Genomic DNA, 24,711 nt, shown 5'->3' on the forward strand with positions numbered 1-24,711 from the left:
GGGCCCGCCGCCCTCGCGGCTCGGTGCGCGGCAAGTGACTCAGTGCGCGGCGAGGCGGAAGCTCAACTCGCCGAAGCTCACCATGTCCCCGTCGCGCACCACCACCGTCCCCGTCACCCGACGGCCGTTGACCGTCGTGCCGTTGGTCGATCCGAGATCCCGCAGGATCCACCGCCCCCCGTGCATCACCAGCTCGGCGTGGAGCCGGGAGACGGTGTCGTGGCTGAGCCGCAGCCCGTTCATCGGGTCACGGCCGATACGCAGCGGAGTGGGGCCCGGGTCGGGCAGCAGCAGCCTCGGCAGCCGCTCGACCTGCCACGCCCTGCGCAGCCGTCCGGAGAACGCGGACGCCCGGCCCACCGCGCCGAACAGCCGCCGCGCCCAGCGGCCGTCGGTGTCCAAGTCGGCCGTGAGCAGCGCCAGTTCGTCGGACCTGCGGGCGGCCAGCGCCAGATCCATCCGGCGTATGAAGGTGTCGTGGGACAGTTTGCCCTGTGCCACCCCTTCTCGCAGGACCGCGAGCACACGGTCGCGCTCGGCGTCGGAGAGCCGCGCGGGATACGTGTGGAACTCGAACGAGGACGTCACATGACTGATTGTCGGGCCGAGTTCGTGACGTGTCCAGAAGGGCCGATTTCCGGTGACGAAATTGGTTCGTACGGCGGCCGACCGGTCGTTTATCGTGAACGCCCCTTCCTGGAGGCACGATTCCATGACCGATACGGTCTTCCGTCAGCTCGCCGACTCCGAGGCACCGCTGTTCCGTTCGCTGCCCGACGCGGGGCTCGTCGGCCGCGCGATCACCGGGGTCGAGTACCGCACCGTCGCCGAGGGCGGCGACTACCGCCCTGAGTGGAGCTGGGTCGCGCTGCGCGACGGTGTGGTCGTCGCCCGCGCGGCCTGGTGGGGCGGGCCCGACGACCGGGAGCCGCGGCTGCTCAACTGGTTCGACTTCGCGCCGGGCGAGGAGGAGGCGGGCGCGGAACTGCTCCGGCGTGCCCCGTGGAACGTCGAGTACGAGCTGATCGCACCGGCCAACTGGCGCGACGACCCGACGCTGCGCGCCGCTGTCGAGTCCCGGACGGGCGCCGCGCGCGCCGCCGGGATGAAACCGCTGGTCGAGCGCTTCCAGTACCGGTGGACGCCCGATCTGGGGCTGCCGGAGCGGCCGGGCCGGCTGGAGTTCCGCCCCGAGCCCGACGACGACGTGATCTTCGACGTGCTGCGCCGCGTCCACTCGGCCACGCTCGACGCGCACGCGCTGCGCGCGATCGCCGAGTCGGGCTTGGACCAGGCCGCCCAGGAGGATCTTGACTTCTTCCGCTGGTGCCCGTCGCCGCGCGAGTGGTGGCAGCTCGCGTACGACCCGGCGGGCGAGCTGGTCGGCATCCACGTGCCCGCGCACAACCCGGCGGGGCCGTGCGTCGGGTTCATCGGGGTCGTACCGGAGCAGCGTGGTCACGGGTACGCGTACGACCTGCTGGTCGAGTGCACGAACATGCTGGCGCAGACCGGGGCGACGTTCATCGCGGGCGCGACGGACCAGGGGAACTTCCCCATGGCCGCGCAGTTCGCCCGCGCGGGCTATCCGGTGGTGCAGGAGCGGATCATTCTGGCCTGACCGGAGCTGACCGGAGCTGACCGCATCCGGTCGTGTCCGGTCGCATCCGGTCGTGTCCTCCGAATCGACGCGATCACCGAGCCCTCGGCCCGCACGCTTGTCACCATATGGTGACAAGCGTGCCGACGACAGAGGGGGACCACCCGTGCAGTTCGAGGTCTGGGCACCACTGGCGCGGGAGCGGGTCACGCTCCACCTGGCAGACGCGGCCGACCGCTCCATGGCCCGCGACCCGCTCCGCGAGGGCTGGTGGACCACCGACGCGCCCGCGGCCGACGGCACCCGCTACGGCTTCGCGCTGGACGGCGGCCCCGTGCTGCCCGACCCCCGCTCCCGCCGCCAGCCGGACGGACCGGACGGACTCAGCGCGGTCGTCGACGGGGCGGCGTACGGGTGGACCCATCCCTGGCACGGCCGTCCGCTGCCGGGCGCGGTCCTCTACGAGCTGCACATCGGCACCTTCACCGACGAGGGCACCCTGGACGCCGCCGCGGCCCAGCTCGCCCCGCTGGCCGCGCTGGGCGTCACGCACGTCGAGCTGATGCCCGTGTGCCCCTTCCCGGGGACGTACGGCTGGGGGTACGAGGGGGTGTCGCTGTGGGCGGTGCACGAGCCGTACGGCGGGCCCGAGGCGCTGAAGCGCTTTGTCGATACGGCGCACGGGCTGGGCCTGGGTGTCGTGCTCGACGTCGTGCACAACCACCTGGGCCCGTCCGGCAACTACCTGCCGGTGTTCGGCCCGTACTTCACGGACACGCACCACACCCCGTGGGGATCGGCCGTCAACCTCGACGCGCCCGGCTCCGACGAGGTCCGCGCGTATCTGCTCCACAGCGCGCTCGCCTGGCTGCGCGACTACCGCTTCGACGGGCTGCGCCTCGACGCGGTGCACGCCCTCGCCGACACGCGCGCGCTGACCTTCCTCGAAGAGTTGTCCGCCGCCGTCGACGACCTCTCGGCCGAGCTGGCCAGACCGCTGTTCCTGATCGCCGAGTCCGATCTGAACGATCCTCGGACGACCACGCCGCGCCCGCAGGGCGGCCTCGGGCTGACCGCCCAGTGGAACGACGACTTCCACCACGCGCTGCACGCCGCGCTCACCGGCGAATCGCAGGGCTACTACGCCGACTTCGCGGCCGAGCCGATCGCCGCCGTGGCCAAGACCCTGACCCGCGCCTTCTTCCACGACGGTACGTATTCGAGTTTCCGGGGCCGGACGCACGGCCGCCCCGTCGACCCCGCCAGGACCTCCGCCCACCGCTTCCTCGGCTATGCCCAGACCCACGACCAGATCGGCAACCGCGCGCTCGGCGACCGGCTGTCGGCGACCCTGTCCCCCGGTCTGCTGGCGTGCGCCGCGACGCTCGTACTGACCGGACCGTTCACCCCGATGCTGTTCATGGGCGAGGAGTGGGGCGCGGGAACACCGTGGCAGTTCTTCACCGACCACCCCGATCCGGAGCTGGCGGAGGCTGTACGGAGCGGCAGGCGGCGGGAGTTCGCGGCGCACGGCTGGGCGGCCGAGTCCATCCCCGACCCGCAGGACCCGGCGACGCGCGCCCGCTCGTGCCTGGACCGGACGGAGGCGGCCCGTGAGCCGCACAGCAGGCTGCTGGCCTGGCACCGGGACCTGATCGCCCTGCGCCACAGCCACCCGGATCTCAACGACCCGGACCTGGCGACGGTGAAGGTGGCGTACGACGAGGACGCGCGCTGGCTCGCGTACCGGCGCGGCGATCTGCGGATCGCCCTGAACCTGTCCGCGCGGCCGGCCGAGATCCCCCTGGGCGGGCGGAGCGCCCAGGCCCTGCTGACCTGGGACCCGGTGGAACCGCCGGGCCCCGACGGGGTGTTGCTGCTACCGCCGGAATCGTGCGCGGTGCTGGCGGGCGGCTGACGACGAAATCTGCGGCAAGACCTGCGGCAAGCGAAATCACCTGCCTTGGTGTGCGCTCGAACCTCTAGCGTCTACGCCATGAAGCAGCGAACTCTCGGCAGGACAGGGCTCCGCGTCAGCGAACTCTGCCTCGGCACGATGACCTTCACGAAGGACGACGTGGCGGGCGCGCACCGTATCCTCGACACCTTCACGGAGGCCGGCGGCACCTTCCTGGACACGGCGGACGCGTACGGCCGGGGCGTCTCGGAGGAAGTTCTCGGCGGCTGGCTCAAGGGGCGCGACCGCGACGGCCTGGTCGTCGCGACGAAGGTGGCGCTCCCGATGGGCGAGGGCCCCAACGAGGCGGGGCTGAGCCGCAAGCACATCATCGCGTCGGTGGAGGCGAGCCTGCGGCGGCTCGGCACCGACTACATCGACCTGTACCAGACCCATGTCTGGGACTTCAGGACACCGATCGAGGAAACCCTCGGCACGCTCGACACCCTCGTACGGGCGGGCAAGGTCCGCTACCTGGGCGCGAGCAACGTCTCGCCGGGCCAGCTCCAGCGGGCGCTCGACGTGTCCGACCGGCGGGGCTGGGCACCGTACGTCTGCCTCCAGCCGATCTACAACCTTCTCGCGCGCGAGGTGGAGTGGGAGCTGCTGCCGCAGAGCGAGGCGGCGGGCGTGGGCGTCATCCCGTACAGCCCGCTCCAGGGCGGCTGGCTGACCGGCAAGTACCAGCGCGGCATGACGTCGGTCCCGCCCGGCAGCCGCGAGTCGCACGGCGACGGCGAGAGCTGGCGGGGCCGGGACAACGACGAGACGTGGCGGGTGGTCGAGACGGTCCAGGCGATCGCGACCGAGACGGAACACACCCCCTCACAGGTCGCCCTGCGCTGGCTGCTGGACCGACCGGGAGTCACGGCCCCGATCATCGGCGCACGGACACACGCCCAACTGACGGACAATCTGGGCGCGGTGGGCTGGAACCTGACGGCCGCCCAGACGACCCGCCTGAACGAGGCGAGCGCGCGCCCGCTGCCGTATCCGTACGACGTGCTGTCGCACTTCACCGACTAGCGCGACACATGCGGGAATCCAGAGCGGCCGGCCGCATGAGGCCGTTCTGCGGGGCTGGGGAGGTTGCCTGACGGCACGCGCCACTCGGCAACCTCGCCAGCTTCCTGGGCGGCGGTGGCTCCGCCGCACTGTGCGGCCACGCCCGCCCCGACTCCGGAGCCCGAGGACGCGCAGTGCGCCTACCCAGTCCGGGTATTGGTGGGTGTGGCCGTCGTCCTGGGGAGGGACGTGCTGGTCGGCCAGGGAGACAACCAGCTCGGTGAGGGCAGCGAGGGAGGGATCCTGGCGGGCGATGTCGTCGGCCCTCGCCGCAGTGGTCGAGACGCCAGAACACCGGCAGCCACTCGAAGCGGAAGAACAACACGAACGCTCAGGTACCGGACGTGGGACTGCCCGAACCCCGGATCCAAAGACAGGCACGGTTCCTCGGCGGCTGGTCCTCCCAGAACGTGCCGGACGAGTGCGCCGGCCACGACACCGCGGTGGTGGCTGTCGCGCCGACTGCGTCTCCTGTAGCGGGCCGGGAGTGCGGCAGGATGGGGCATGACCTGTTCCGCCGGGCCCCGGAGGAGTACGACCATGACCGACCCTCTGAGGGCCACCACCGCCCGGAACGGCGCGCCGGCGTGATGCTCACGCGGGTCGTCGCCGAAGGTGTCGCCCGGGGGGACGTCACACTCGCGTTCCGCCGCTGGGCGACCAGCCGGGTCTTCGCCGGCGGTACGTTCCTCTCCGTCGCCGGGGTGATCGTCGTCGACGCCGTCGAGCGGATCGATCCGGCGACGATCACCGCCGAGGACGCCCGCGCCGCCGGGGCGCGTGGTGTCGAGGACGTCGTGGCGGCGCTGCGCGGCGGCCCCGGTGACCCGGTCTTCCGGATCACCCTGTCGTACGGCGGTCCGGACCCCCGCGACGCGATCGCGGCCGACGCCGCGCTCACGTCCGACGACGTCGCGCGCATCGCCGGGGCCCTGGACCGGCTCGACGCGCGCAGTACCCGAGGCGCCTGGACGCGCGAGACGCTGCGGCTGATCGAGGGCAACCCGGGCACGCGGGCCGTGGACCTCGCGGGGACTCTCGGCGTCGAGAAGGACACGCTCAAGCGCGACATCCGCAAGCTGAAAGCCCTCGGCCTCACGCTCAGCCTCGACACCGGCTACGCGCTCTCCCCTCGGGGAGCGGCCTGGCTGCGGACGCGATAAAGACGCGACAGAGACGCGACAGAAGCGGGCGGCGGCCGGTCAGTCGTCTTCCGGGCCCGAGGGTGCGACCAGTCGTTCCAGCAGTTCCTGGAAGTCGTCACCGACCACGATGCGCAGCCCGCCCGCCTCGACGTTTCCCTCGTCCTTGTCGCTGAGCTGGGTCAGCGTGCCGTCGCGCCACCAGTAGACGTACGGGCTGATCGCGCCCGGCGTGTCCTCGAAGCCGGACGCGGCGAACGACGCCATCGCGTTCAGCGAAGGGATGACGGTGGCGTCGCGTATGACATGGAACGCGACCTGGTGCCGGAACGGGAACGCCACCAGCGCGCCGTCCGTACCGAGCAGCCGCCCGGTGACCTGGTGTACGAGGCTGTCCAGCGCCAGCACGCGGCTCGCGGTGTAGAACGAGTCGCCCATGACGACCTCGAACCGCATCCCCTCCGCGTCCTTGACCGTCTCCCGCCCCTCGACGGGCAGTTGACGCAGATTGCCGAGCGCCTGGGCCCGCAGCTCGGGCAGCGGGCCGAGCGGTTCCAGCGCCTCGTCGGTGAGCATCATGACGCTCTCCGGGAGGTCGAGGGCAAGGATCTCGTACAGTCCGGGCGCGACGGAGCGCGCGTACGCGAACGACTGCGCGTCCAGGCTGTCGCCGCTGATCACCCGTGGGTAGAGCTGGGCGCGGATCTGCGCGGGCGCCATGGTGTCGAGGGCCGAGGGGCCGTCCATCGTCCGCAGCACCATCCCGGCGTGCTGGCGGACGAGTTCGCCCCAGACGCGCGGGCCCCGGTCGTCGTTGTGGCAGACGGCGGCGAGGTTGGAGAGCCCGAACTGGCGGCCCGCGCTGTCGGTCACCAGGTCCGAGTAGACGGTGACCTCCAGGCCCCGCTCGGCGAACGCCGCACGGACCTGGCTGCGGAAAAGCGCGGCCTCGTCGGTCGAGAAGAAGGAGAATTCGGGGTCGCGAGGCATCTCGCGCCCGTCTCGTCTCGGCCCGCGTCTGAACAACCCCACGTCGTCCGCCTCCCCATGATCGCGCTCGGTTCGGTGCCCCGGCCCCTGGTCCGGGTCCCCGTTCCCCGTTGGTCCCCTGTGATCGTCCACGTGCGTCGAACGATCGATGGTAGGCCCTGGCGGGTGGTGAATGTCCGGTAGGGGCCTTACGGTGCCGGCCGGCCGGGCCCGAGGGTGACCGGAACGACCAGGTCCGCGCGGTGCCGGCCGTGTGCCACCAGTCGCGCGTTGGCCTCGTCGGAGTCCTGGACCCAGCGCTCCGCGCGCGGCCGTTCCTTGCCGAAGCGCACATGCCGCTCGACCAGGCGCCGTACCCGCACGACGGGGTCCAGCTCCAGGAACCACGCCTCGTCGAGGAGCGTGCGGACCGGCGCCCAGTCGCCGTCGCCGTCGTCGCCGTGCAGGAGGTAGTTGCCCTCGGTGATGACCAGCGGGACGTCCGGGGCGACCGGGATACTGCCCGCCACGGCCTCCTCCAGCGCCCGGTCGAACGCGGGCGCGTACACGACGACCCCCGCCGCCGGCGCCCGGAGCCGGGCGAGCAGCGCCGCGTATCCGACGGCGTCGAAGGTGTCCGGCGCGCCCTTGCGGTCGGCGCGGCCGAGTCTGCGCAACTCGGCCTGCGCGAGGTGGAAGCCGTCCATGGGGACGAGTACGGCGCTGCCGCCGAGCGCCGCGACGAGTTCGGCGGCGAGCGTGGACTTCCCCGCGCCGGGCGCGCCCGCGATGCCGAGGATCCGGCGTTGACCGGGGGCGGCGAGCTGCCGGGCGCGGCGGATGAGTACGTCGAGCTGCCGCGCGTCCATGGCGGCATTGTTCCATCCGGGACCGGCCGGGTGGTCCCGGATGCGCCGCCTTGCTTGTGCGTCTCGCCCTACGCTCCGTCATGCTCTGTCATACGTATAATGTTCCCGTCATGTCATACATCGCCCTGGTCACCCTCGTCGTCCGCGACTACGACGAGGCCATCGCCTTCTACACCGGCCCGCTCGGCTTCGAACTGGTCGAGGACACCGACCGGGGCGACGGCTCCCGCTGGGTGGTCGTACGGCCGCGCGGCGCCGCCGGCGGGCTGCTGCTGGCCCGCGCGGCCGACGACGCCCAGCGGGCGAGCGTCGGCGCGCAGACGGGCGGCCGGGTGGGCTTCTTCCTGTACACGGACGACTTCGCGCGCGACCACGCCCGGATGCTGGCCGGGGGCGTGCGCTTCCAGGACGGGCCCCGGCACGAGCCGTACGGCACGGTGGCGGTCTTCGAGGATCTGTACGGCAACCGCTGGGATCTGCTCCAGCCCGCGACGGGCTGACCTCCACGCCGTGGTGCCGGGCGGCGGGGCGGCGGGCACCCGTCCTCGCCGTCCTCCCCACCGGCGGCAGCGGGCCTGCGGCTGCCGGTAAACCAGTGGCACCGGCGTGGACGAGCCTCATAGCTTGTGCGTTCGTGACTGATGATCCGCAGGGGCGCCCGAATCGACATGACCTCGGCCGAGTCTTCAACGAGGTGCCGGAACTCTACGACCGGGTCCGGCCGGGATACCCCGACGAACTGTTCGCGGACATCGGCGCGATCACCGGCATGGACGGAAGGTCGTCGGTGCTGGAGGTGGGCTGCGGTACCGGTCAGGCGACGCGCACGCTGGCAGCGCTCGGATGCTCGGTGACCGCTGTTGAGCCGGGCACGGACATGGCCGCACTCGCTCGCCTGCGGCTCGCCTCCTTTCGCGACGTCGAGGTCGAGACGTCGACTTTTGAGGAGTGGGACGACCGCGGTAGACGCTTCGATGTTCTCGTGGCCGCGTCGTCGTGGCACTGGGTCGACCCGTCGATCGGCTGGCAGCGAGCGCACGCCGTGCTGTCTCCCGGGGGTTGGGCAGCGCTGCTCGGCCACGTCGTTGTCCGTCGGCGGGGAGAGCGGGAGGTGTACGCCGAGACCGCCGATCTGCACGAGCGGTTCTGTCCCGGGAACCCCGGCTGGGGTCATCCGCCGCTGGCGGACGACGTGCGCACCACCGACGCCGGTTGGGGCCCGGTCGACGATCCCGGGGGATTGTTCGGCCCGGCGATCGTGCGCTGGTATCCAACCGTTCAGTGGTTCAACGGGGACGGCTTCGCCGATCACCTTCGCTCGTTGTCCCTGTACCGGAGGCTCGACCGCGACATCCGTGAGCCGCTGCTCGATGCGATCGCCGAGCGCGTCCGCACGCGGATGGGCGATCGAGCGGCACGCCGCTATCTGAGCGTCCTGCGGGTCGGACGCCGCGCCGAGTCGGCTGACTCACTCCGTCGGCACGAAGCGTGAGCGTTCCGCCGAGGGGAAGCGTCGCCCTTCGGCATCGAGAAGGTCGATCAGGTCGATGAGCTGGTGCTGGATCCGGGCCAGCCGGTCACGGGCTTTGTCGGGCTCACGGGCTGCGAGCTCGACGTGGTCGAGGAGTTCCCGCGTCCACTCGCAGAACGCGCCTTCTGCGGTGAGCTGCGCGCAGAATGCGGCGTAGCCGATGCATCGGCGCTCACCGGGCTCGCTGTCCGGATCGATCATGATTTCACCGACCGCCCTTTGATCCGTGCGGAAAATCCGGAAGCACTCCGAGGAGTTCACGTCTCCGAAGGTCCTGCTGATCCTGTTGAGGGTGAACATGATCTGCTGATTCGCCCTGTTGCTTCCGAGGTCGAGGAACTGAAGATCCCTCCGGAAGATCTCGGCCCATCCCAGGTACTCGGCGAACAGGAACGCCGTGCTTCTCTTCACGTAAAGCGCTTGCTGTTCAGTGCCCGCCAGCAGGAAGGCACTGGTGAATCCTCGCCTCCCGCGCAGGTCGAGTTGGTAGCCCCTGAGGATGTTGTAGATCCTGCTCTGGAGATCGAAAGCTGTCCAGAGCAGCGCGTCCCGGTATCGGCTCATGTAGTCCTGGCGGTCGCGGGACTTCGCCTGAACCTGGAGCCGATGCCCCAGGACTGCCGTAAACACCGCGCCCAGAACGGCGATCACAGCCGATATCACTGCGATCATCGAAATCCCTCGTTCACTTCAGTGATCTCCCGTCCGGAACGTCGGCCGACGTCGGCGGAGTGCCCGAGGCTGAACAGCGCTGTGTAGCAACCCCGTTGAGACCGAAGCCTACTTCCAGCCCGTCGGCAGCGTGTACTCCCACCCCGGCCGCCACCACCCCGGCGGCTCGTACACCACATCGCGCAGTTCGGCGCCGCCCAGCAGGCAGGCCAGTGCCCAGCGGTTGGCCGAGTGTGCGACGAGCAGTACGCGCGTACCGTCGTGCTCCGCGCTCAGTTGGCGCAGGAAGTCCGCCGTCGCGCGGACGACGTCCCGGTAGCTCTGGCCGCCGAGGAACGGCTCCGCGATGTGCCGGGTCCGGCGCGGCGCCAGGTCCGCGACCGGGCGGCCGGTGAAGTGGCCGTAGTCGCACTCGCGCAGCCGTACGTCCTGGTGCAGGGGCGTCGCCGTGCCGGCGAACGCGATCCGCGCGGTGTCCACCGCCCGTTCCAGGTCGGAGGTGAACACCGCGTCGATCCCGTCGTCACGACGCCGCTCGCCCAGCTCGCGCGCCTGGCGGCGCCCGGCCGCCGAGAGCACGCCGGGGCGCCAACCGGTCGCGAGACCGGCCTCGTTGTCGGTCGTGGTCGCGTGGGTCTCGTAGACGAGTTGCACGGTCATGGCTGACGGCAGACCTGACGAGCCGTCAATTGCCCGGCATCGGGAAGGCCACCGGGCTCCGCTTCCCGTCGCGGTTGACCGCCCGTACGCCGAAGAAGACGTTGTCCTTGGACAGGTCCACGGTGTGCGTGGTCTTGAGTCCGACCTTGATCACATGCGTCCACTCCGGCTCCGTCGTCTCGCGCCACACCACCTCGTAGCCCGCCAGATCCGGCTCCGTGCCCAACGTCCATTTCAGCTCGGTGTCGTTGGTGAGATTGCTCGTGACGATCCGTGCTTCGCGCGGTGTGCCCGGCGCCTGCGCCAGGGTCCACAGCACCGCCCCGTTCACCCGCGCCACGCGCGCGATGTAGTCGAAGTCGCAGAACTCGGGCAGGTCGCCGTACTGCTTGCCGTCCTCCACCCGTACGTCCTGGTGCTGGTGCGCGAAGTCCTCCGCCGGTTCGGTGAACCGGGCCGCCGGATAGCCCTGTTCGAGGAACGGGATGTGGTCCCCGCCGCGCAGGTAGCGATCGCGCCGGTAGACCACGCGGACGTTCATGCCCGTCGCGTCGTTGTCCCCGACATCGCTGACGAAGCGGGCGAGCTGCCGGGTCGCCGAGTCGTTCTCGCCGCCCACCGAGCGGCGGGTGTTGGCCTGCGCCGGGGTCTCGGACGTCGGTACGCCCTCCGCGAAGAGGCGTACCGCGTACGGGTCGCGGGTGCCGTCGTCGGCGCGCGAGCTGCCGATGATGTCGTTGGTGAACATGCCCTGGACGTCAACACCCGCCTCCTTGAAGCGCGTTGCGGCATACCGCGATCCGTACAGCCCCTGCTCCTCCCCCGCCACCGCCGTGAACACGATCGTCGCCGCCGGACGCCGCTTCGCCATCACGCGGGCAAGTTCCATCACGAGCGCGACACCTGACGCGTCGTCATCGGCGCCGGGCGCGTCGCTGGTCGCGTCCATGACGTCGGTGACGCGCGAGTCGTAGTGCCCGGCGACGACGTACACACGGTCGGGTGTCACCGAACCACGCAGTGTGGCAACGACGTTGGTGATCCGCGTCGCCACCGGAATCCGTGACGCGGGCTCCTGGATGTACGACTGGAGCTCGGCGGTCATCCGGCCGCCGGACACCGCCGCGTACGTCCTCATCTCGGCCAGGATCCAGTCACGCGCCGCGCCGATGCCGCGCTCGGGGTCGTCCTGGACCGACAGCGTGTGCCGGGTCCCGAAGGCGGCGAGCCGCCGTACGGTCGCCTCGATACGGTCCGCGTCGATCTCCTTGAGCAGTTGGCGCAACTCCCGGTCGGGCGCCTGGGCGGTGGCGGCCCCGCCGCCGGACGCGGCGACCGCCCGCCCGGCGGGGGCAACCAGGGGGACACCGGCGATGGCGGCGGTCGCGGCGGCCGAGGTCAGTACGGTCCTTCTGCGCGGCATACGGGGCGTACGCGGCCTGCGCGGCGTTCCAGCGGGCTGCTCGGGCATGGAAGTTCCTTTCCAGAGCGACGATCCGGCGCTTCATCGTCATGGACAGGCCAACCCCGCACAAGAGGCTCGCTCAGTGCGGAAGATCCAGCTCCGCGCGTACGGTCTTGCCCACCGGCACCCGGTCCAACACCTCCCACCGGCTCGCCAGCGCCTCGACAATCAGCAGACCGCGCCCGGTGCGCGCGTCGAGCGGCGGGGCGGGCGGCAGGTGGCCGGGGCCGGGTGGGCGGCGTTCACCACGGGTGTCGGACACGTCGATCCGCAGCACGTCGGGCGCGGTCGCGAGCCTGAGCGCCAACTCGAAGTCCCGGCCGGGGATTCGGCCGTGCGTCGCGGCGTTGGCGGCCAGTTCGGCGACGACGAGCGCCGCGGCTTCCGAGACCTCGGAGCCGTACGGGATCCGCCATGCGTGCAGTTGATGAACCGCCAGATGCCGGGCGAGCCGCGCGCCGAGGGGGGTTGAGCTGAAACGCTGTGTGAACAGACGTACGGTGCCCGGTTGTTGTGGGGAGACGGGTGCGTTCATGGCATCAACGTCGAGGTCAGCGGGGTGATGAGGCCAGATCGCCAACCCGTACGCCGAGTCAGCGTACGGGTACAGAAGGTAGACAGTCGACGTCACCGTCCGTGAGCATTGATGCGTTGTGGGTGACCGGCCAGGGACAGGTGCGCACGGGAGGCAGACGCATGACTCAAAGTACGGACGGAAGCGGTACGAGTAGTAGTAGTAGTAGCGAGGAGCCGGAGACGTCGGACAGCCTCAAAGCATTCGGGGCGGTGCTCAAGGCGTTCCGCATTCGGGCGCGGCTGACACAGGAGGAGTTCGCGCCCCGGGTGCGGTACTCACTGCCGATGGTGGCGTCCATCGAGCAGGGCCGGCGGTTCCCGACAGTGGAGTTCGTGGAACGGGCGGAGGACGTCCTGGACGCCTTCGGGGCGTTGCGCGGTGCGGCAAAGCATCTGTCGCGGCAACCGGGGCTGGCGCGCTGGTTCCGTCAGTGGGCGAAGCTGGAGGCGGAGGCGCGCAGTCTGTACACGTACGAATGCCGGTTGATTCCGGGGCTGTTGCAGACGGAGGCGTACGCGCGGAAGTTGTTCCTCAACCAACTTCCGCCCCTCGGGGACGACGAGATCGAGACGAAGATGGCGGCTCGGACGGAGCGGCAGCGGTTGCTGCGGGAGCGCCCGAACACGGCGTACAGCTTCATCCTCGAAGAACATCTGTTCCTTCGTAACACGGGTGGGACGGAGGTCACTCGGAATCTGATCGACCACATTCTCGGGCTCATCGAGTTGCGTAACATCGAGTTCCAGCTCATGCCACAGGTGAAGGAGCGCCACGCGGGTCTCGACGGCCCCATGCAACTGTTGGAGACCCCGGACCACCAGTGGCTGGGCTACTGCGAGGGCCAGAAGACCGGCCACCTCATCACTGACCCGAAAGTGGTCAGCGAGCTCCAGATGCGGTATGCCAGGATGCGTTCACAGGCTCTCTCATTGGAGGACTCCGTGAGCCTGTTGCGGCGGATGCGAGGAGCGGTATGAGCACCCCAGAACTGGCCTGGTTCAAGAGCAGCTACAGCGGCGGTGACGGCGACAGTTGCGTCGAAGTAGCCCTCTCCTGGCACAAGTCGACCCACAGCAGCGGTTCCGGCGACTCCTGCGTCGAAGTCGCCGCCTGCCCCACCACCATCCACATCCGCGACTCAAAGGTCACCGAGGGCCCCCAACTCGCCCTCGCCCCCGGCGCCTGGACGAGCTTCATCACCTATGCCACCGCAGTCTGAGTCCCACTCGACCCTGACCAGGTGGCTGCGTACGCTCGGCGGCGAACAGCTTCAACAACTGTTCGCCGCCCGCCCCGACGGCACACGCGCGCCTGCCCCGCTGACCCTCGGCGAACTCGCCGACCGTCTCCAGCGGACCGGATCAGTCGTCCAGCCCTTGGAGCGGCTGCCGCTCCCCTGTCTCCAGGCGGCCCAGGCACTCGCCGCGCTCCCGGCCCCTTGTGCGCCCGAGTCACTGCGAGCACTGCTCGGCACCGACCCGGACTCGCTCGCGCCGGTGCTGGACGTCCTCACCGGTCTCGCCCTGGTGTGGCCGGACACGAACGGTGATCTGCACATGGCGCCGGCCTTGCGGCACGCGTGGGAGTCACCCCTCGGCATGGGCCCCGGGCTCGCCGAACTGCTCGACTCCCACACCGCCGACGATCTGCGCGTCATCGCGACAGCGCTCGGTCTGAACCCCGGCACCCGGCGCCAGGCACGCCACGACGCGATCCTCGACACTTACGAGGACGAGGAAAAGCTCCTCGCGCTCATCGGCTCCGCCCCGAAGGCGGCCCGCGCCCTCCTCCAGGAGTACGCCGGTGTCGGTGACTTGGCCGAAGCGGCCGGGGCGTTCACCACCATGAGCGCCGGATCGGCCGAACGCTGGCTGCTGGAACGGGCGTTGCTCGTCCGGCGCGAGTGGGTGTACGAGTCCCCGCAGGTGCCGGTAGAGGTGATCCGCGCGCTGCGCGGGCCCGACTGGCACGCCCCTTTCGACCCCGTACCGCCCGCGCCGGACGCGGCGGATCTCGTACGCGTGGCCCCGGACGAGGTGGAGCGGGAGGCGTCTGCCGCAGCCACGGCGTTCGCCGGGCAGGCTGCCACCCTCCTCGCGGAGTGCGCGACGCGTCCACCGGCCACGCTCAAGTCGGGCGGTATCGGCGCCCGCGAGCTGGCGAAGCTGGGGAAGGTGACGGGCTGTCAAGAATCCGTCGTCCGGCTGGTGTTGGAGAGCGCGTACGCGGCCGGCCTGCTCTCGTACGAGGGCACGCGGGTCCTGGTCACCACCGCGTACGACGCGTGGGCCGCCCGCGAGAGTGCCGACCGGTTCGCCCTGCTCCTGCGTGCGTGGTGGCTGCTCGGCCTCTCGGCGTCGTCCTCCCGCGACGAGGACGGCAAGGCCCTGCCCGCCCTCGCGGGACGACCGACGTGCTCGGGCTGCCGTGCCGCACGGCGCGGGGTACTGGCGGCGGCCACGACACTGCCGGCCGGGCACGGTGTACGTGGCCTCGGCGTCCTCGGTCAACTGGTGTCCTGGCACCGCCCGTTGGCGGACTCCGCTCCCCAGGACGAGATCCCCTTCGCCTCGGTGGGCCACGAGGCCGAGCTGTTGGGCGTACTGGCGCGCGGCGCGCTCAGCCCACTCGGCGCCGCCCTGCTGACCGGTGAACCGGCCGCCGCCCACACGGTGGCGGCCCGGCTGCTCCCGGCAGCCACCGGCCGGGCCCGCTTCGGCGCCGACCTGACGGCGGTGGTGACCGGAGAGCCCACCATCCGACTTGCCACGCTGCTGGACTCGCTCGCCGACCGGGAGAGCCGGTCGGTGGCCTCCGTATGGAGGTTCAGCCCGGCGTCGGTGCGCCGCGCGCTGGACGCGGGACAGACCCCGGACGCCATCGAAGCCGATCTGCTCCGTGTCTGCGAGGTCTCCGAGGTCTCCGAGGTCTCCGGCAGCCCGCTGCCGCAGCCGCTCAGCTATCTGATCGCCGATGTCGCCCGCCGCCACGGACGGGTCCGCCTGGCGTCGGCCGCCTGTGTGCTGCACAGCGAGGACACGGCGCTGCTCGCCGAGATCGCGGCGCACAGCGCGCTGTCACCTCTCGGTCTGCGCAGGCTCGCACCGACCGTACTGCTCTGCCGTACGGAGGCGTCGGTCACCCTGGAGGCGTTGCGCGGGGCCGGCTACGCGCCGGTGGCGGAGACGGACGACGGCGCGGTGAGCGTCCAGCGCGTGCCAAGGCCACGGGCCGAACCGCCGCTGCCGCTCGAAGACCTGATCCCGGTGGCCGGCGAGGACCCGGGCGCCGACGCCGCCGGACGGGAACTCGCCGAGCGGCTGCTCGCCGCCCCCGACCGGCGGCCATACCCCGCGCCGATGGAGGGCGGCCCCGCCTACGACAGCGACACCGAGGAGATCCTGGACGGCTACTCGCCGTCGCTCTCACTCACCGACGTCCGGCAGATCGCCTACGCCATTCACGAGGGCGAGCCGCTGACCATCGAGTACGTCTCGGCGTCCGGGGCCCGGACCGTGCGTACGGTGAGCGGCATCGTCCTCGACGCGCCGCACATCGTCGCGCACTGCCATCTCCGGGACGCCGAGCGGGTGTTCTCGATCTCCCGTATCCACGCCATCCTGCCCGCGTGACTATTCGTCCGGGGTCAGCCGCAGCGAGATCGAGTTGATGCAGTAACGCTGGTCGGTCGGCGTGCCGTAACCCTCGCCCTCGAAGACATGGCCCAGGTGCGACCCGCAGCGCGAGCAGCGGACCTCGGTGCGGACCATGCCCATCGTGCGGTCCTCGATCAGCTCGACCGCGTCGGTGTCCTTCGGGTCGTAGAACGACGGCCAGCCGCAGTGCGACTCGAACTTCGTGTCGGAGCGGAACAGCTCCGCGCCGCACGCGCGACAGGAGTAGACGCCGGTCGTCTTGGTGTCCGTGTACTCACCGACGAAGGCGGGCTCGGTACCGGCCTGGCGCAGCACCGCGTACTCGGCCGGGGACAGCTCCTCGCGCCACTGCTCGTCGGGCTTGTCGATGTCGTACGCCATGACTTTCCTCTCCAGGGCCTCAGTGCCTCAGTGGGACACCTCAGTGGGACAGGCGGGCAAGGATCTGCGGACCGAGGTCCGTCACGTCACCCGCCCCCATGGTGAGAACGAGATCACCGGCCTTCGCCATTCCCGCCACGGCCTCGGGCACCGCACCCTTGTCCGATACGGCCCTGACGTCCGCGCCCGCCGTCCGCGCCGCCTCGATGATCAGCTCGCTGGTGATGCCGGGGATCGGGTCCTCGCGGGCCGGATAGATGTCCAGTACGACCGAGGCGTCGGCCAGGGCGAGGGCCTGGCCCATCTCCGTACCAAGCTCCTGCGTACGCGAGAACAGGTGCGGCTGGAAGACGACGAGCAGCCGGGAGCCGGGGGCGGCGGCGTCGCGCATCGCCTCCAGGTCGGCGGTCATCTCGGTGGGGTGGTGCGCGTAGGAGTCGACGACCTGCACACCGTTCGCCTCGCCCTTGAGCTGGAGGCGGCGCTTGACGCCGGTGTACTTGCCGAGCGCGGAGGCGAGATTGTGCGCGGGGATGCCGAGCGCGACGCCCGCCGCGAGGGCGGCCACCGCGTTGTGGGCGTAGTGGCGGCCGGGGACCGAGACCGTGAAGGTGAGGAAGCGGCCGTCGAGGACGACCGTGACCTCGCTCGTCAGACCGCGTGCGGTGACCTTGTGGACGCGTACGTCGGCGTCCGCCGCCGCGCCGTACGTCACGACCTTGACCGTGGACAGATCGCGGACCTTCGCGGTCAGCTCGACCGCGCCGGGCTGGTCGGCGGCGATCACCAGCGTGCCGCCGGGGACGATCTTGCCGGCGAACGTCTCGAAGGAGTCGTAGATCTCGTCCATGGAGGCGTAGTTGGCGTGGTGGTCCAACTCGACGTTGAGGACGATCGCGACCTCGGGGTCGTACTTGTGGAAGCTCCGGTCGCTTTCATCCGCCTCGGCGACGAAGATGTCCCCGGCGCCGTGGCGGGCGTTGGTGCCGGGCCCTTCCAGGTCGCCGCCGATGGCGTACGACGGGTCGAGGCCCAGCTCGGTGAGGGCGACGGCCAGCATGGACGTCGTCGTCGTCTTGCCGTGGGTGCCGGCCACGGCGATGGAGCGCAGGCCGCCGCCCATCAGGGCGGCGAGCGCGTCGGAGCGGTGCACGACGGGGACGGCCAGCTCGGCGGCGCGTACCAGCTCGGGGTTGTCCGCCCGGATCGCGCTGGAGACGACCACGCACGAGGCGTCGTCGGCGAGGTGGTCGGCCGCGTGGCCGATATGGACCGTGGCGCCCAGCGCGCGCAGGGCCTCGGCGGTGCCGGACTCCTTCGAGTCGCTGCCCGCGACCTTGGCGCCTCGCTGGGTGAGGATCTTGGCGATACCTGACATTCCGGCGCCGCCGATGCCGATGAAGTGCGGCCGTTCCATGGCGGTGGGGATACCGGGTGCCATACGTGTTCTCCCAGGTGGTGCGGTGGGTGCGGGGGCGTGGGCTGCCGACCGTACGGTACGTCTGCCGTCAGCGGCCCCCCAGCCTATTCGCTTCGACCGGCTCCGCCCGCCGACCCGTTGGCCTCTCCCGCGGGCTCGTCGTCCTCCGCGCTGTGCGCGAAGAGCTTGAGCACGGGTACGCCGACCTTGTGGCGGGCGCGCGAGGCCCAGTCTCTGTGGAAGAACTCCTCCACGTAGTGCGGCTCGGTGAGCACGATCACCTCGTCGGCAGCCGACTCCTCGACAACGGACTTGAGGTGGTCCAGCGGGTGCTTCTCGACCACCACGCCGGTGGCGTCCCGGCCCGCCGCCCGCAGCACGGTCAGGGAGTGGGCGAGGGCCAGCTCGGCGGGGCCACGGGCGGCGGCGCCCTCGGGTACGTCGCCCTCGCGGCCGGCCTCCCTCAGCTCGCCGAACGCGACGTCGTCGATGGCGCGCAGCAGTGCGTCCGCCTGGTCGCCGCGGGGCTGCATGAGCACGATGAAGGTGACGTCCTCGTCCCCGTGGAGCGTGGTCACGAATTCGACGTCCACGGACGACAGGGGCTTCTCGATCATCAATACGCTTGTGAACACGACAGGCGCCCTTCGTCGTTCAGGGGCCGGTGAGGCCCACTGCGGAAACCATCCTTCCCCGTGTCCGCACGGGGTCTGCGTGATGAGTCTGCGTGAGTAAGTGTGCCCAGTGGAAGCTAACCGGAACGACAAATTCCGCCCAATGTCAGCTCCGACGGTATCGGGTGAAAAGGAACCCGGCCTCCTCCAGTACGGCCGCCAAGGCGAAGCGCTCGGGGTCCGCGAGGTCCGGTCCGCCCGTGATGCGCTGCGCGCCACCGACCGTGAGGAGGGGGGAGACCGTCAGACAGAGTTCGTCCAGCACACCCGCCGCCACGAACTGGCCGAGCAGGTGGGGGCCGCCCTCGGCGAGCTGCCGTACCAGGCCCATCTCCGCGAGCGCCGCGACCGCGCGGGCGGGCTCGACGCCGGGCCCGTCCCCGGCGACCAGCACCCGCGCGCCCGCCTTCTCGGCGGCGCGGATCCGGTCGGGGTACGCGGCGGAGCCGGTCAGGATCAGGGTCTGGACAAGGGGCGAGACAAAAAGCGGAAGCGTGAAGTCCAGGTTCAGGCTCACGCTCACGACGGCGATCGCGGGCGCGGGCGCCTGCCCGGCGGCGGCCCGGCGTCCGGCGAAGGCGTCACGGGCGCGGGCGGGCCGGTAGCCCTCCAGGCGAACCGTTTCCGCGCCGACCACGACGACATCCGCGAGCCCGCGCAGGGTGCCGAAGATCCGCATGTCGGCGTCGGAGGAGATCCCCCGCGAACGGCCGTCGTGCTGGGCGGCACCGTCGAGCGTGGAGACCATGTTGGCGCGCAGCCAGTGGCCCTCCAGCGGCTCGGGGTACGCGTACGCGTCAGCCAGATCGTCCAGGGCCCACTCGTGGTCTGCCATCGGCTCGGACGGCACGGGGAACAGGCGTCGCATGGCCGCAGTCTGACACGGCGCACGCCGGGGTGCCGCCCACATATCCGCGCGCCGGGGTGCCCCGAACTGACGTGCGTGAGGGTGGGCGAGTCCGGCGCCGGCGCCCGGCGCGCCGGGGGATCACATGCCCCCGTCACCGGAGAGCAGCAGCAGGTCGCCGATCACCGTCGGATGCCATGGCCCCTCGATCGTCCGCAGGACCTGTCCCGTCTTCAGGTCGTGGACGTGCAGACAGTCGTCGAACTCGTGGTCGAGCCCGCCCACCCCGACGAAGACCATGTCGTTCCACACGGCGATCGGGAGCTGCGCCACGAAGTCGCCGGGCTCGAATTCCTCCTCGACCCAGTCGTCGCTGTACGTGTGACGCCGGCGCAGCGCGCCCGTGGCCGCGTCGAAGGCGTACAGCCTCGCGGCCGAGTCGGCCACGAGCAGGGTGTCCCCGGCCAGCACCGGCGAGGCGATCACTTCCCCGTCCGTCGCGGCCACCCACGCGACCCGGGCGCTCTCCGGAAGGCCGGACGCCTGATAGGTGCCGCTGCGGCCGTCGCCGCCGTAGTGCGGCGTGACGGCGGACTCCGACTCCGGCATGTCTGTCATGTTCGTTTCCCCCCATGCGGCTTCCCGACACTTGAAACGTACAGATGTTCGAAGAATCCTACGGGTCGGCCGAGCCGCCTGCCCCCACCCCCCACCGCCTACAGTTGAGAACCGTGTCCCCCTTCTCCGCCTCTTACTCCCCTGTGTCCCTGTGCGACCGTGAGCCCCGTGTACCGGCCGAGCGGCTGGTCGGCGAGATGGTGCCGCCGCCCCGCTTCGACTCCGTGCGTTTCGCCACGTACGTCCCCGACCCGAACCAGCCCAGCCAGGCCGAGGCCGTCACCGTACTGAGCGCGTTCGCCGCCGGACTCGGCGGCCCGGCGGGCGGCGGGCAGGGCAAGCGGCGCTGGTTCGCCCGCAGGCCCGCCGACAGCGCCGGCACCGCCGGCCCGCGCGGCGTCTACCTCGACGGCGGTTACGGCGTCGGCAAGACCCACCTGCTCGCCTCCCTCTGGCACGCCACCCCCGCCGCGCCCGAACAGAAAGCCTTCGGCACCTTCGTGGAGCTGACGAACCTCGTCGGCGCTCTCGGTTTCCAGCAGACCGTACGGACCCTCGGCGGCCACCGGCTCCTGTGCATCGACGAGTTCGAGCTGGACGACCCGGGCGACACCGTCCTCGTATCGAGTCTACTGAGCCGGCTCGTGGAGTCGGGCGTGGCGCTCGCCGCGACCTCCAACACGCTGCCCGGCAAGCTCGGCGAAGGCCGCTTCGCCGCCGCCGACTTCATGCGCGAGATCCAGGGGCTCTCCGCGCGCTTCCGCCCGCTGCGCATCGACGGCGAGGACTACCGGCACCGGGGACTGCCCGAGGCCCCTCCCCCGCTCACCACCGAACAGGTGACGCGCGCCGCCCACGCGACCGAAGGCGCCGGCCTGGACGACTTCCCCTCGCTCCTCGCCCATCTCGCCACCGTGCACCCCAGCCGGTACGGCGCGCTGACGGAGGGTCTGCGGATCGCCTGCTTCACGGACGTGGGCCCGGTGCCCGACCAGTCGACCGCGCTGCGCCTCGTCGTACTGGCCGACCGGCTGTACGACCGGGAGATACCGGTCCTCGCCTCGGGGCTGCCCTTCGACCAACTATTCGGCGAAGAGATGCTGAACGGCGGCTACCGGAAGAAGTACTTCCGGGCGATCTCCCGTCTCACCGCACTGGCGCGCGACGCGAAGCGCCTGCTCGCCGAGTAAGTTCGGTGCCGTAACGATGTGCGGTGCGCGAGGTGCGGTCGGTCAGCTCCCGCGTGCCCGATACAGAAGGGTTCCCATCACCATGGCTACCACGCGCCAGGCACACACCGTCTGGGAAGGCGACCTCCTCAAGGGCAGCGGCGTCGTCACCTTCGACTCCTCCGGCATCGCCGAGCAGCCGGTCTCCTGGGCCTCCCGCGCCGAGCAGGCCAACGGCAAGACCAGCCCGGAGGAGCTGATCGCCGCCGCTCACTCGAGCTGCTTCTCGATGGCCCTGTCCAACGGTCTCGCCAAGGCCGGCACCCCGCCGACCAGGCTGACCACCCAGGCCGAGGTCACGCTGGTGCCCGGCACCGGCATCACCGGCGTCCACATCACCGTTCGGGGCGAGGTCGAGGGCCTGGACGAGGCGGCGTTCGTCAAGGCCGCCGAGGACGCGAAGGCGAACTGCCCGGTCAGCCAGGCGCTCGCGGGCACGAGCATCACGCTCACCGCGACGCTCGCCTGAACCGAGATCCGCCGAACCGAGGATCCGCTGAACCGCTGATCTCTCAGGACATACCAGGCGACACATAAGGCTCAGTGGCCCGCACGGTTCACGTGTACACAACACCCGTGATACACACGTGCGGGTCACGTCTCCTGTCCGCCAACAGGGAGTTGCCTCATGTCCGCAACACGACGTCAGGTCCTGGCCACCGGAGCATCGGTCGCCGGAATCGCGTTCACCGGAGCGGTGTCGGAGCTTTTCGCCGGCACCGCCGTCGCACAGGAAATGGGGCGCAGCGGCTACGGCCCGCTCGTACCCGACCCGGACGGTCTGCTCGACCTGCCGAAAGGTTTCCGCTATCGCGTCCTGTCCGCAACGGGCGACGCGCTCCGTTCGGGCGAGGGCGAAGTCCCCAGCAATCCCGACGGCATGGCCGCCTTCGCCGGCCGGCGCGGACGCGTCCATCTGGTCCGTAACCACGAGAACCGGGCCACCGCCAAGATCGGCGTCCCGACCGTCGACGGCCTCACCTACGACCCGATGGGCAAGGGCGGCTGTACGGCGCTCGAACTCGACGGGCGCAACAACGTACTGGGCGAGCGCGTCGCCATCGCCGGCACCGCCGTCAACTGCGCGGGCGGGCCGTCCCCTTGGGGCACCTGGCTCACCTGCGAGGAGACCGAGGACAAGGCCGGTACCAACGGCTACACCAAGGACCACGGCTTCATCTTCGAGGTCGACGGCGCCGATCCGCACCGTACCGGTGCCGTACCGCTGAAGGCGATGGGCCGCTTCCAGCACGAGGCGATCGCGATCGATCCGCGCACGGGTGTGGTGTACGAGACGGAGGACGCGTTCGACAGGCCCTTCGGCCTCTTCTACCGCTTCCTGCCCGAGAAGCCGCTGGGCGGGCTCGGGTCGCTGCGCGCGGGCGGCACGCTGGAGGCCATGCGCGTCCCCGGCGTACCGGATCTGTCGGCCGTCCAGGAGCCGGGCGCCAGCTTCGACCGAGTCGAGTGGGTGCCCGTGCCGGACACCCAGGCGCGGGAAACGCCCATCCGGCTCCAGGACTTCGGCAAGAAGGGCATCACGCACGCCCAGAAGCTGGAGGGCTGCTACTGGGGCGACCGGTCTGTCTACTTCGTGTCGAGCTTCGCGAGGAGCGCGGAGGGGTCGGCGGCCGACCACTACGGGCAGGTGTGGAAGTACGAACCGCAGCGGCGCCGGCTCACGCTGGTGATCGTCTTCGGCCCGGACACCGACATCCAGATGCCCGGCGAGTCCCCCGACAACATCTGCCTCGCGCCCAGCGGCGGCCTGATGGTGTGCGAGGACGGCGGGGGCGCGCAGCACGTGTACGGGCTGACGCGGCACGGCGAGCTGTACGAGATGGCGCGCGCGGCGGAGAACATCGGGACGGCGGAGGAGCCGGAGTGGGGTGAGTTCGCGGGGGTCACGTTCGCGCCGGACGGCGACACGATGTACGTGAACTCCTACACGCCCGGCAAGACGTTCGCCGTCACGGGGCCGTGGCGCTAGCGCTGGTGAGGTGACCGGTTCGGTTGCCGGGTCCGCCCGGTGGCCGGTTCGTCCTCAAGCGCCGGACGGGCTTAGTAAGCCCGTCCGGCGCTTGAGGGCACCCCGACACCGTCGTCAGCCGGCGGAAAGGATCTCCGCTCCCACCGCCGCCAGCGCCGTCGGTACCGGCTGGAAGAACGTCTCGCCGCCCACGGTGCAGTCACCGCTGCCGCCCGACGTCAGGCCGATCGCGGTGCCGTCCGCCGTGAACAGCGGGCCTCCGCTGTCGCCGGGCTCCGCGCAGACGTTGGTCTGGATGAGCCCGCTGACGGAGCCCTCCGCGTAGTTCACGGTCGCGTCGAGCCCGGTGACCGAACCGTCCGACAGCCCGGTGGTGCTGCCCATCCGGACCACCTCCAGGCCCACCGCGGCTTCGCCCGCCTGACTGATCGGCACGCTCCGGCCGTTGCCGACGTCGACCTCGCTGGGCGCCTCGGTGGCCGGGTCGTCGTACGTGAGGAGCGCGAAGTCGCCGTCGCCGGGGAAGGTCGCGGCCTGGACCGTACCGACCGGTGCGCCGTTCTGGTCCTCGGACCACTGCTCGGCCGCGACGCCGCAGTGCCCGGCGGTGAGGAAGCCGGACGCGCCGTCCTGCGTGGTGACGTTGAAGCCGAGCGAACAGCGGGCGCCGCCGCCGAAGATGGCGTCGCCGCCGTCCAGGAACGGTTTGAACTCGCCCGCCGACTTCTGGATACGGGCCACGCCGTCGCCCAGCGAGCGCACGGTCGACTCCAGCGTGTCCCAGCGTGCGCCGGTGACCGTGGTGTCGGCGGTGACGAGGATCTGGTTGGTGCGGGGGTCGACGGCCCACGCGGTGCCGGGGACGGCGGCGTCGCGGCTCAACGTGCCGGTGGCGGACCGGAGTTCACCCATGCTGTGCCGGACGCCTCGCGGCACGGCGCCGGCGTCGCGCACCCGCGAGGCCGACTCACCACCACCGTCGGCGACATTCACCACTACCTGCTTCGTCCCCGCGTCGTAGTACGCCCCCGCGTAGTCCTCGCCAAGCTGTGCGGACAGCTTCGCGACGAGTTCCGGCGCCGACGCGGCGCTGACCGTCCGCGCGTTCCGCCCCGCACCACCGTCCGCACCGCCGTCCGTGCCGGACTGTGACGCGTTGGCGTTCGGCAGCAGGACGGCCGCCGCCGCGACACCCACCGCCCCGGCTCCCGCGAGAACGGCCTTGCCCTTGGATATTCGCCTGTGACTCAACTCGTCGCCTCCTGTGGGGGATTACGGAGTGACCCCTTGATACGGGCGACACGCGAGTTGTGTTCAGCCGACCGGGCGGGCGGTACGACGGGGCCGGTCGGACGACGGTCCGGCCGGCCCCTCACGTACTGCGGTCTG

25 protein-coding genes are annotated in these 24,711 nt (G+C 70.9%); 12 read left to right on the top strand and 13 right to left on the bottom strand.

Annotated features, from left to right (window positions below; translation table 11 throughout):
• Positions 1-39: 39 nt before the first annotated feature.
• On the bottom strand, positions 40-588 hold the full coding sequence (locus OG329_RS07305; RefSeq protein ID WP_405793512.1) for a DUF1707 and FHA domain-containing protein: 549 nt from the start codon (positions 586-588) through the stop codon (positions 40-42).
• Positions 589-712: 124 nt separating this feature from the next.
• Here OG329_RS07305 and OG329_RS07310 point away from each other — a divergent pair, with 124 nt between their 5' ends.
• From OG329_RS07310 to OG329_RS07325, 4 genes are all read left to right on the top strand, one after another.
• Positions 713-1,621, top strand: a complete 909-nt coding sequence (locus OG329_RS07310; protein ID WP_405793513.1) for a GNAT family N-acetyltransferase — start codon at positions 713-715, stop codon at positions 1,619-1,621.
• 145 nt (positions 1,622-1,766) lie between these two features.
• Positions 1,767-3,518, top strand: a complete 1,752-nt coding sequence (treZ, locus tag OG329_RS07315; protein WP_405793514.1) for a malto-oligosyltrehalose trehalohydrolase — start codon at positions 1,767-1,769, stop codon at positions 3,516-3,518.
• Positions 3,519-3,596: 78 nt separating this feature from the next.
• Positions 3,597-4,583: an aldo/keto reductase gene (locus tag OG329_RS07320; protein ID WP_405793515.1), complete on the top strand. Its 987-nt coding sequence runs from the start codon at positions 3,597-3,599 to the stop codon at positions 4,581-4,583.
• Between the two features lie 536 nt (positions 4,584-5,119).
• On the top strand, positions 5,120-5,785 hold the full coding sequence (locus OG329_RS07325) for a hypothetical protein (RefSeq protein WP_405793516.1): 666 nt from the start codon (positions 5,120-5,122) through the stop codon (positions 5,783-5,785).
• 39 nt (positions 5,786-5,824) lie between these two features.
• Here the strand turns inward: OG329_RS07325 and OG329_RS07330 are convergent, their stop codons facing one another.
• Both OG329_RS07330 and OG329_RS07335 read right to left on the bottom strand, forming a co-directional pair.
• Positions 5,825-6,796 (bottom strand): hypothetical protein, encoded by a 972-nt coding sequence (locus OG329_RS07330; protein ID WP_405793517.1) that lies wholly within the window; start codon positions 6,794-6,796, stop codon positions 5,825-5,827.
• 146 nt (positions 6,797-6,942) lie between these two features.
• The gene (locus OG329_RS07335; RefSeq protein ID WP_405793518.1) at positions 6,943-7,602 is read right to left on the bottom strand and encodes a nucleoside/nucleotide kinase family protein; all 660 of its coding nucleotides are present in this window, start codon (positions 7,600-7,602) and stop codon (positions 6,943-6,945) included.
• Positions 7,603-7,712: 110 nt separating this feature from the next.
• On the opposite strand from OG329_RS07335, the gene OG329_RS07340 reads away from it, so the two are divergent.
• Entirely contained in the window at positions 7,713-8,102 is a 390-nt protein-coding gene (locus OG329_RS07340) for a VOC family protein (RefSeq protein WP_405793519.1), read from the top strand.
• A gap of 134 nt (positions 8,103-8,236) precedes the next feature.
• On the top strand, positions 8,237-9,094 hold the full coding sequence (locus OG329_RS07345; protein ID WP_405793520.1) for a class I SAM-dependent methyltransferase: 858 nt from the start codon (positions 8,237-8,239) through the stop codon (positions 9,092-9,094).
• Here OG329_RS07345 and OG329_RS07350 read toward each other — a convergent pair.
• The 4 genes from OG329_RS07350 to OG329_RS07365 form a co-directional block, all read right to left on the bottom strand.
• On the bottom strand, positions 9,071-9,805 hold the full coding sequence (locus tag OG329_RS07350; RefSeq protein WP_405793521.1) for a hypothetical protein: 735 nt from the start codon (positions 9,803-9,805) through the stop codon (positions 9,071-9,073). The genes OG329_RS07345 and OG329_RS07350 overlap by 24 nt on opposite strands.
• Before the next feature lie 108 nt (positions 9,806-9,913).
• A complete protein-coding gene (locus tag OG329_RS07355; RefSeq protein ID WP_405793522.1) occupies positions 9,914-10,465 on the bottom strand; it encodes a histidine phosphatase family protein in 552 nt (183 codons plus the stop codon).
• 25 nt (positions 10,466-10,490) lie between these two features.
• The gene (locus OG329_RS07360; RefSeq protein WP_405793523.1) at positions 10,491-11,936 is read right to left on the bottom strand and encodes a M20/M25/M40 family metallo-hydrolase; all 1,446 of its coding nucleotides are present in this window, start codon (positions 11,934-11,936) and stop codon (positions 10,491-10,493) included.
• Positions 11,937-12,009: 73 nt separating this feature from the next.
• Positions 12,010-12,465: an ATP-binding protein gene (locus OG329_RS07365; RefSeq protein ID WP_405793524.1), complete on the bottom strand. Its 456-nt coding sequence runs from the start codon at positions 12,463-12,465 to the stop codon at positions 12,010-12,012.
• 161 nt (positions 12,466-12,626) lie between these two features.
• Between OG329_RS07365 and OG329_RS07370 the strand changes: the two genes are divergently transcribed.
• From OG329_RS07370 to OG329_RS07380, 3 genes are read left to right on the top strand one after another with little or no spacing between them, the layout of a single operon-like run.
• Positions 12,627-13,484: a helix-turn-helix domain-containing protein gene (locus OG329_RS07370; protein WP_405793525.1), complete on the top strand. Its 858-nt coding sequence runs from the start codon at positions 12,627-12,629 to the stop codon at positions 13,482-13,484.
• Positions 13,481-13,726: a DUF397 domain-containing protein gene (locus OG329_RS07375; protein WP_405793526.1), complete on the top strand. Its 246-nt coding sequence runs from the start codon at positions 13,481-13,483 to the stop codon at positions 13,724-13,726. The genes OG329_RS07370 and OG329_RS07375 overlap by 4 nt, the downstream gene beginning before the upstream one ends.
• Entirely contained in the window at positions 13,710-16,139 is a 2,430-nt protein-coding gene (locus tag OG329_RS07380) for a helicase-associated domain-containing protein (RefSeq protein WP_405793527.1), read from the top strand. The genes OG329_RS07375 and OG329_RS07380 overlap by 17 nt, the downstream gene beginning before the upstream one ends.
• Here the strand turns inward: OG329_RS07380 and msrB are convergent, their stop codons facing one another.
• From msrB to OG329_RS07405, 5 genes are all read right to left on the bottom strand, one after another.
• Entirely contained in the window at positions 16,140-16,544 is a 405-nt protein-coding gene (gene msrB / locus OG329_RS07385; protein WP_405793528.1) for a peptide-methionine (R)-S-oxide reductase MsrB, read from the bottom strand.
• Between the two features lie 40 nt (positions 16,545-16,584).
• Positions 16,585-17,985 (bottom strand): UDP-N-acetylmuramate--L-alanine ligase, encoded by a 1,401-nt coding sequence (murC, locus tag OG329_RS07390; protein ID WP_405793529.1) that lies wholly within the window; start codon positions 17,983-17,985, stop codon positions 16,585-16,587.
• 83 nt (positions 17,986-18,068) lie between these two features.
• Positions 18,069-18,599 (bottom strand): indole-3-glycerol phosphate synthase, encoded by a 531-nt coding sequence (locus OG329_RS07395; RefSeq protein WP_405793530.1) that lies wholly within the window; start codon positions 18,597-18,599, stop codon positions 18,069-18,071.
• 145 nt (positions 18,600-18,744) lie between these two features.
• A complete protein-coding gene (locus OG329_RS07400; RefSeq protein WP_405793531.1) occupies positions 18,745-19,506 on the bottom strand; it encodes a pyrimidine reductase family protein in 762 nt (253 codons plus the stop codon).
• 120 nt (positions 19,507-19,626) lie between these two features.
• Positions 19,627-20,103 (bottom strand): PQQ-binding-like beta-propeller repeat protein, encoded by a 477-nt coding sequence (locus OG329_RS07405; RefSeq protein ID WP_405793532.1) that lies wholly within the window; start codon positions 20,101-20,103, stop codon positions 19,627-19,629.
• Positions 20,104-20,147: 44 nt separating this feature from the next.
• Here OG329_RS07405 and zapE point away from each other — a divergent pair, with 44 nt between their 5' ends.
• The 3 genes from zapE to OG329_RS07420 all read left to right on the top strand — a co-directional run bounded on the left by zapE (position 20,148) and on the right by OG329_RS07420 (position 23,322).
• The gene (zapE, locus tag OG329_RS07410) at positions 20,148-21,293 is read left to right on the top strand and encodes a cell division protein ZapE (RefSeq protein WP_405793533.1); all 1,146 of its coding nucleotides are present in this window, start codon (positions 20,148-20,150) and stop codon (positions 21,291-21,293) included.
• 82 nt (positions 21,294-21,375) lie between these two features.
• Complete coding sequence (locus OG329_RS07415) at positions 21,376-21,801, top strand: OsmC family protein (protein ID WP_405793534.1); 426 nt, start codon at positions 21,376-21,378, stop codon at positions 21,799-21,801.
• 159 nt (positions 21,802-21,960) lie between these two features.
• Positions 21,961-23,322, top strand: a complete 1,362-nt coding sequence (locus OG329_RS07420; RefSeq protein ID WP_405793535.1) for an alkaline phosphatase PhoX — start codon at positions 21,961-21,963, stop codon at positions 23,320-23,322.
• Between the two features lie 114 nt (positions 23,323-23,436).
• Here OG329_RS07420 and OG329_RS07425 read toward each other — a convergent pair whose 3' ends face one another.
• Entirely contained in the window at positions 23,437-24,573 is a 1,137-nt protein-coding gene (locus OG329_RS07425) for a S1 family peptidase (RefSeq protein ID WP_405793536.1), read from the bottom strand.
• Between the last annotated feature and the right edge of the window lie 138 nt (positions 24,574-24,711).

The organism is Streptomyces sp. NBC_01506, assembly GCF_045040295.1.
Classification (GTDB): Bacteria; Actinomycetota; Actinomycetes; order Streptomycetales; family Streptomycetaceae; genus Streptomyces.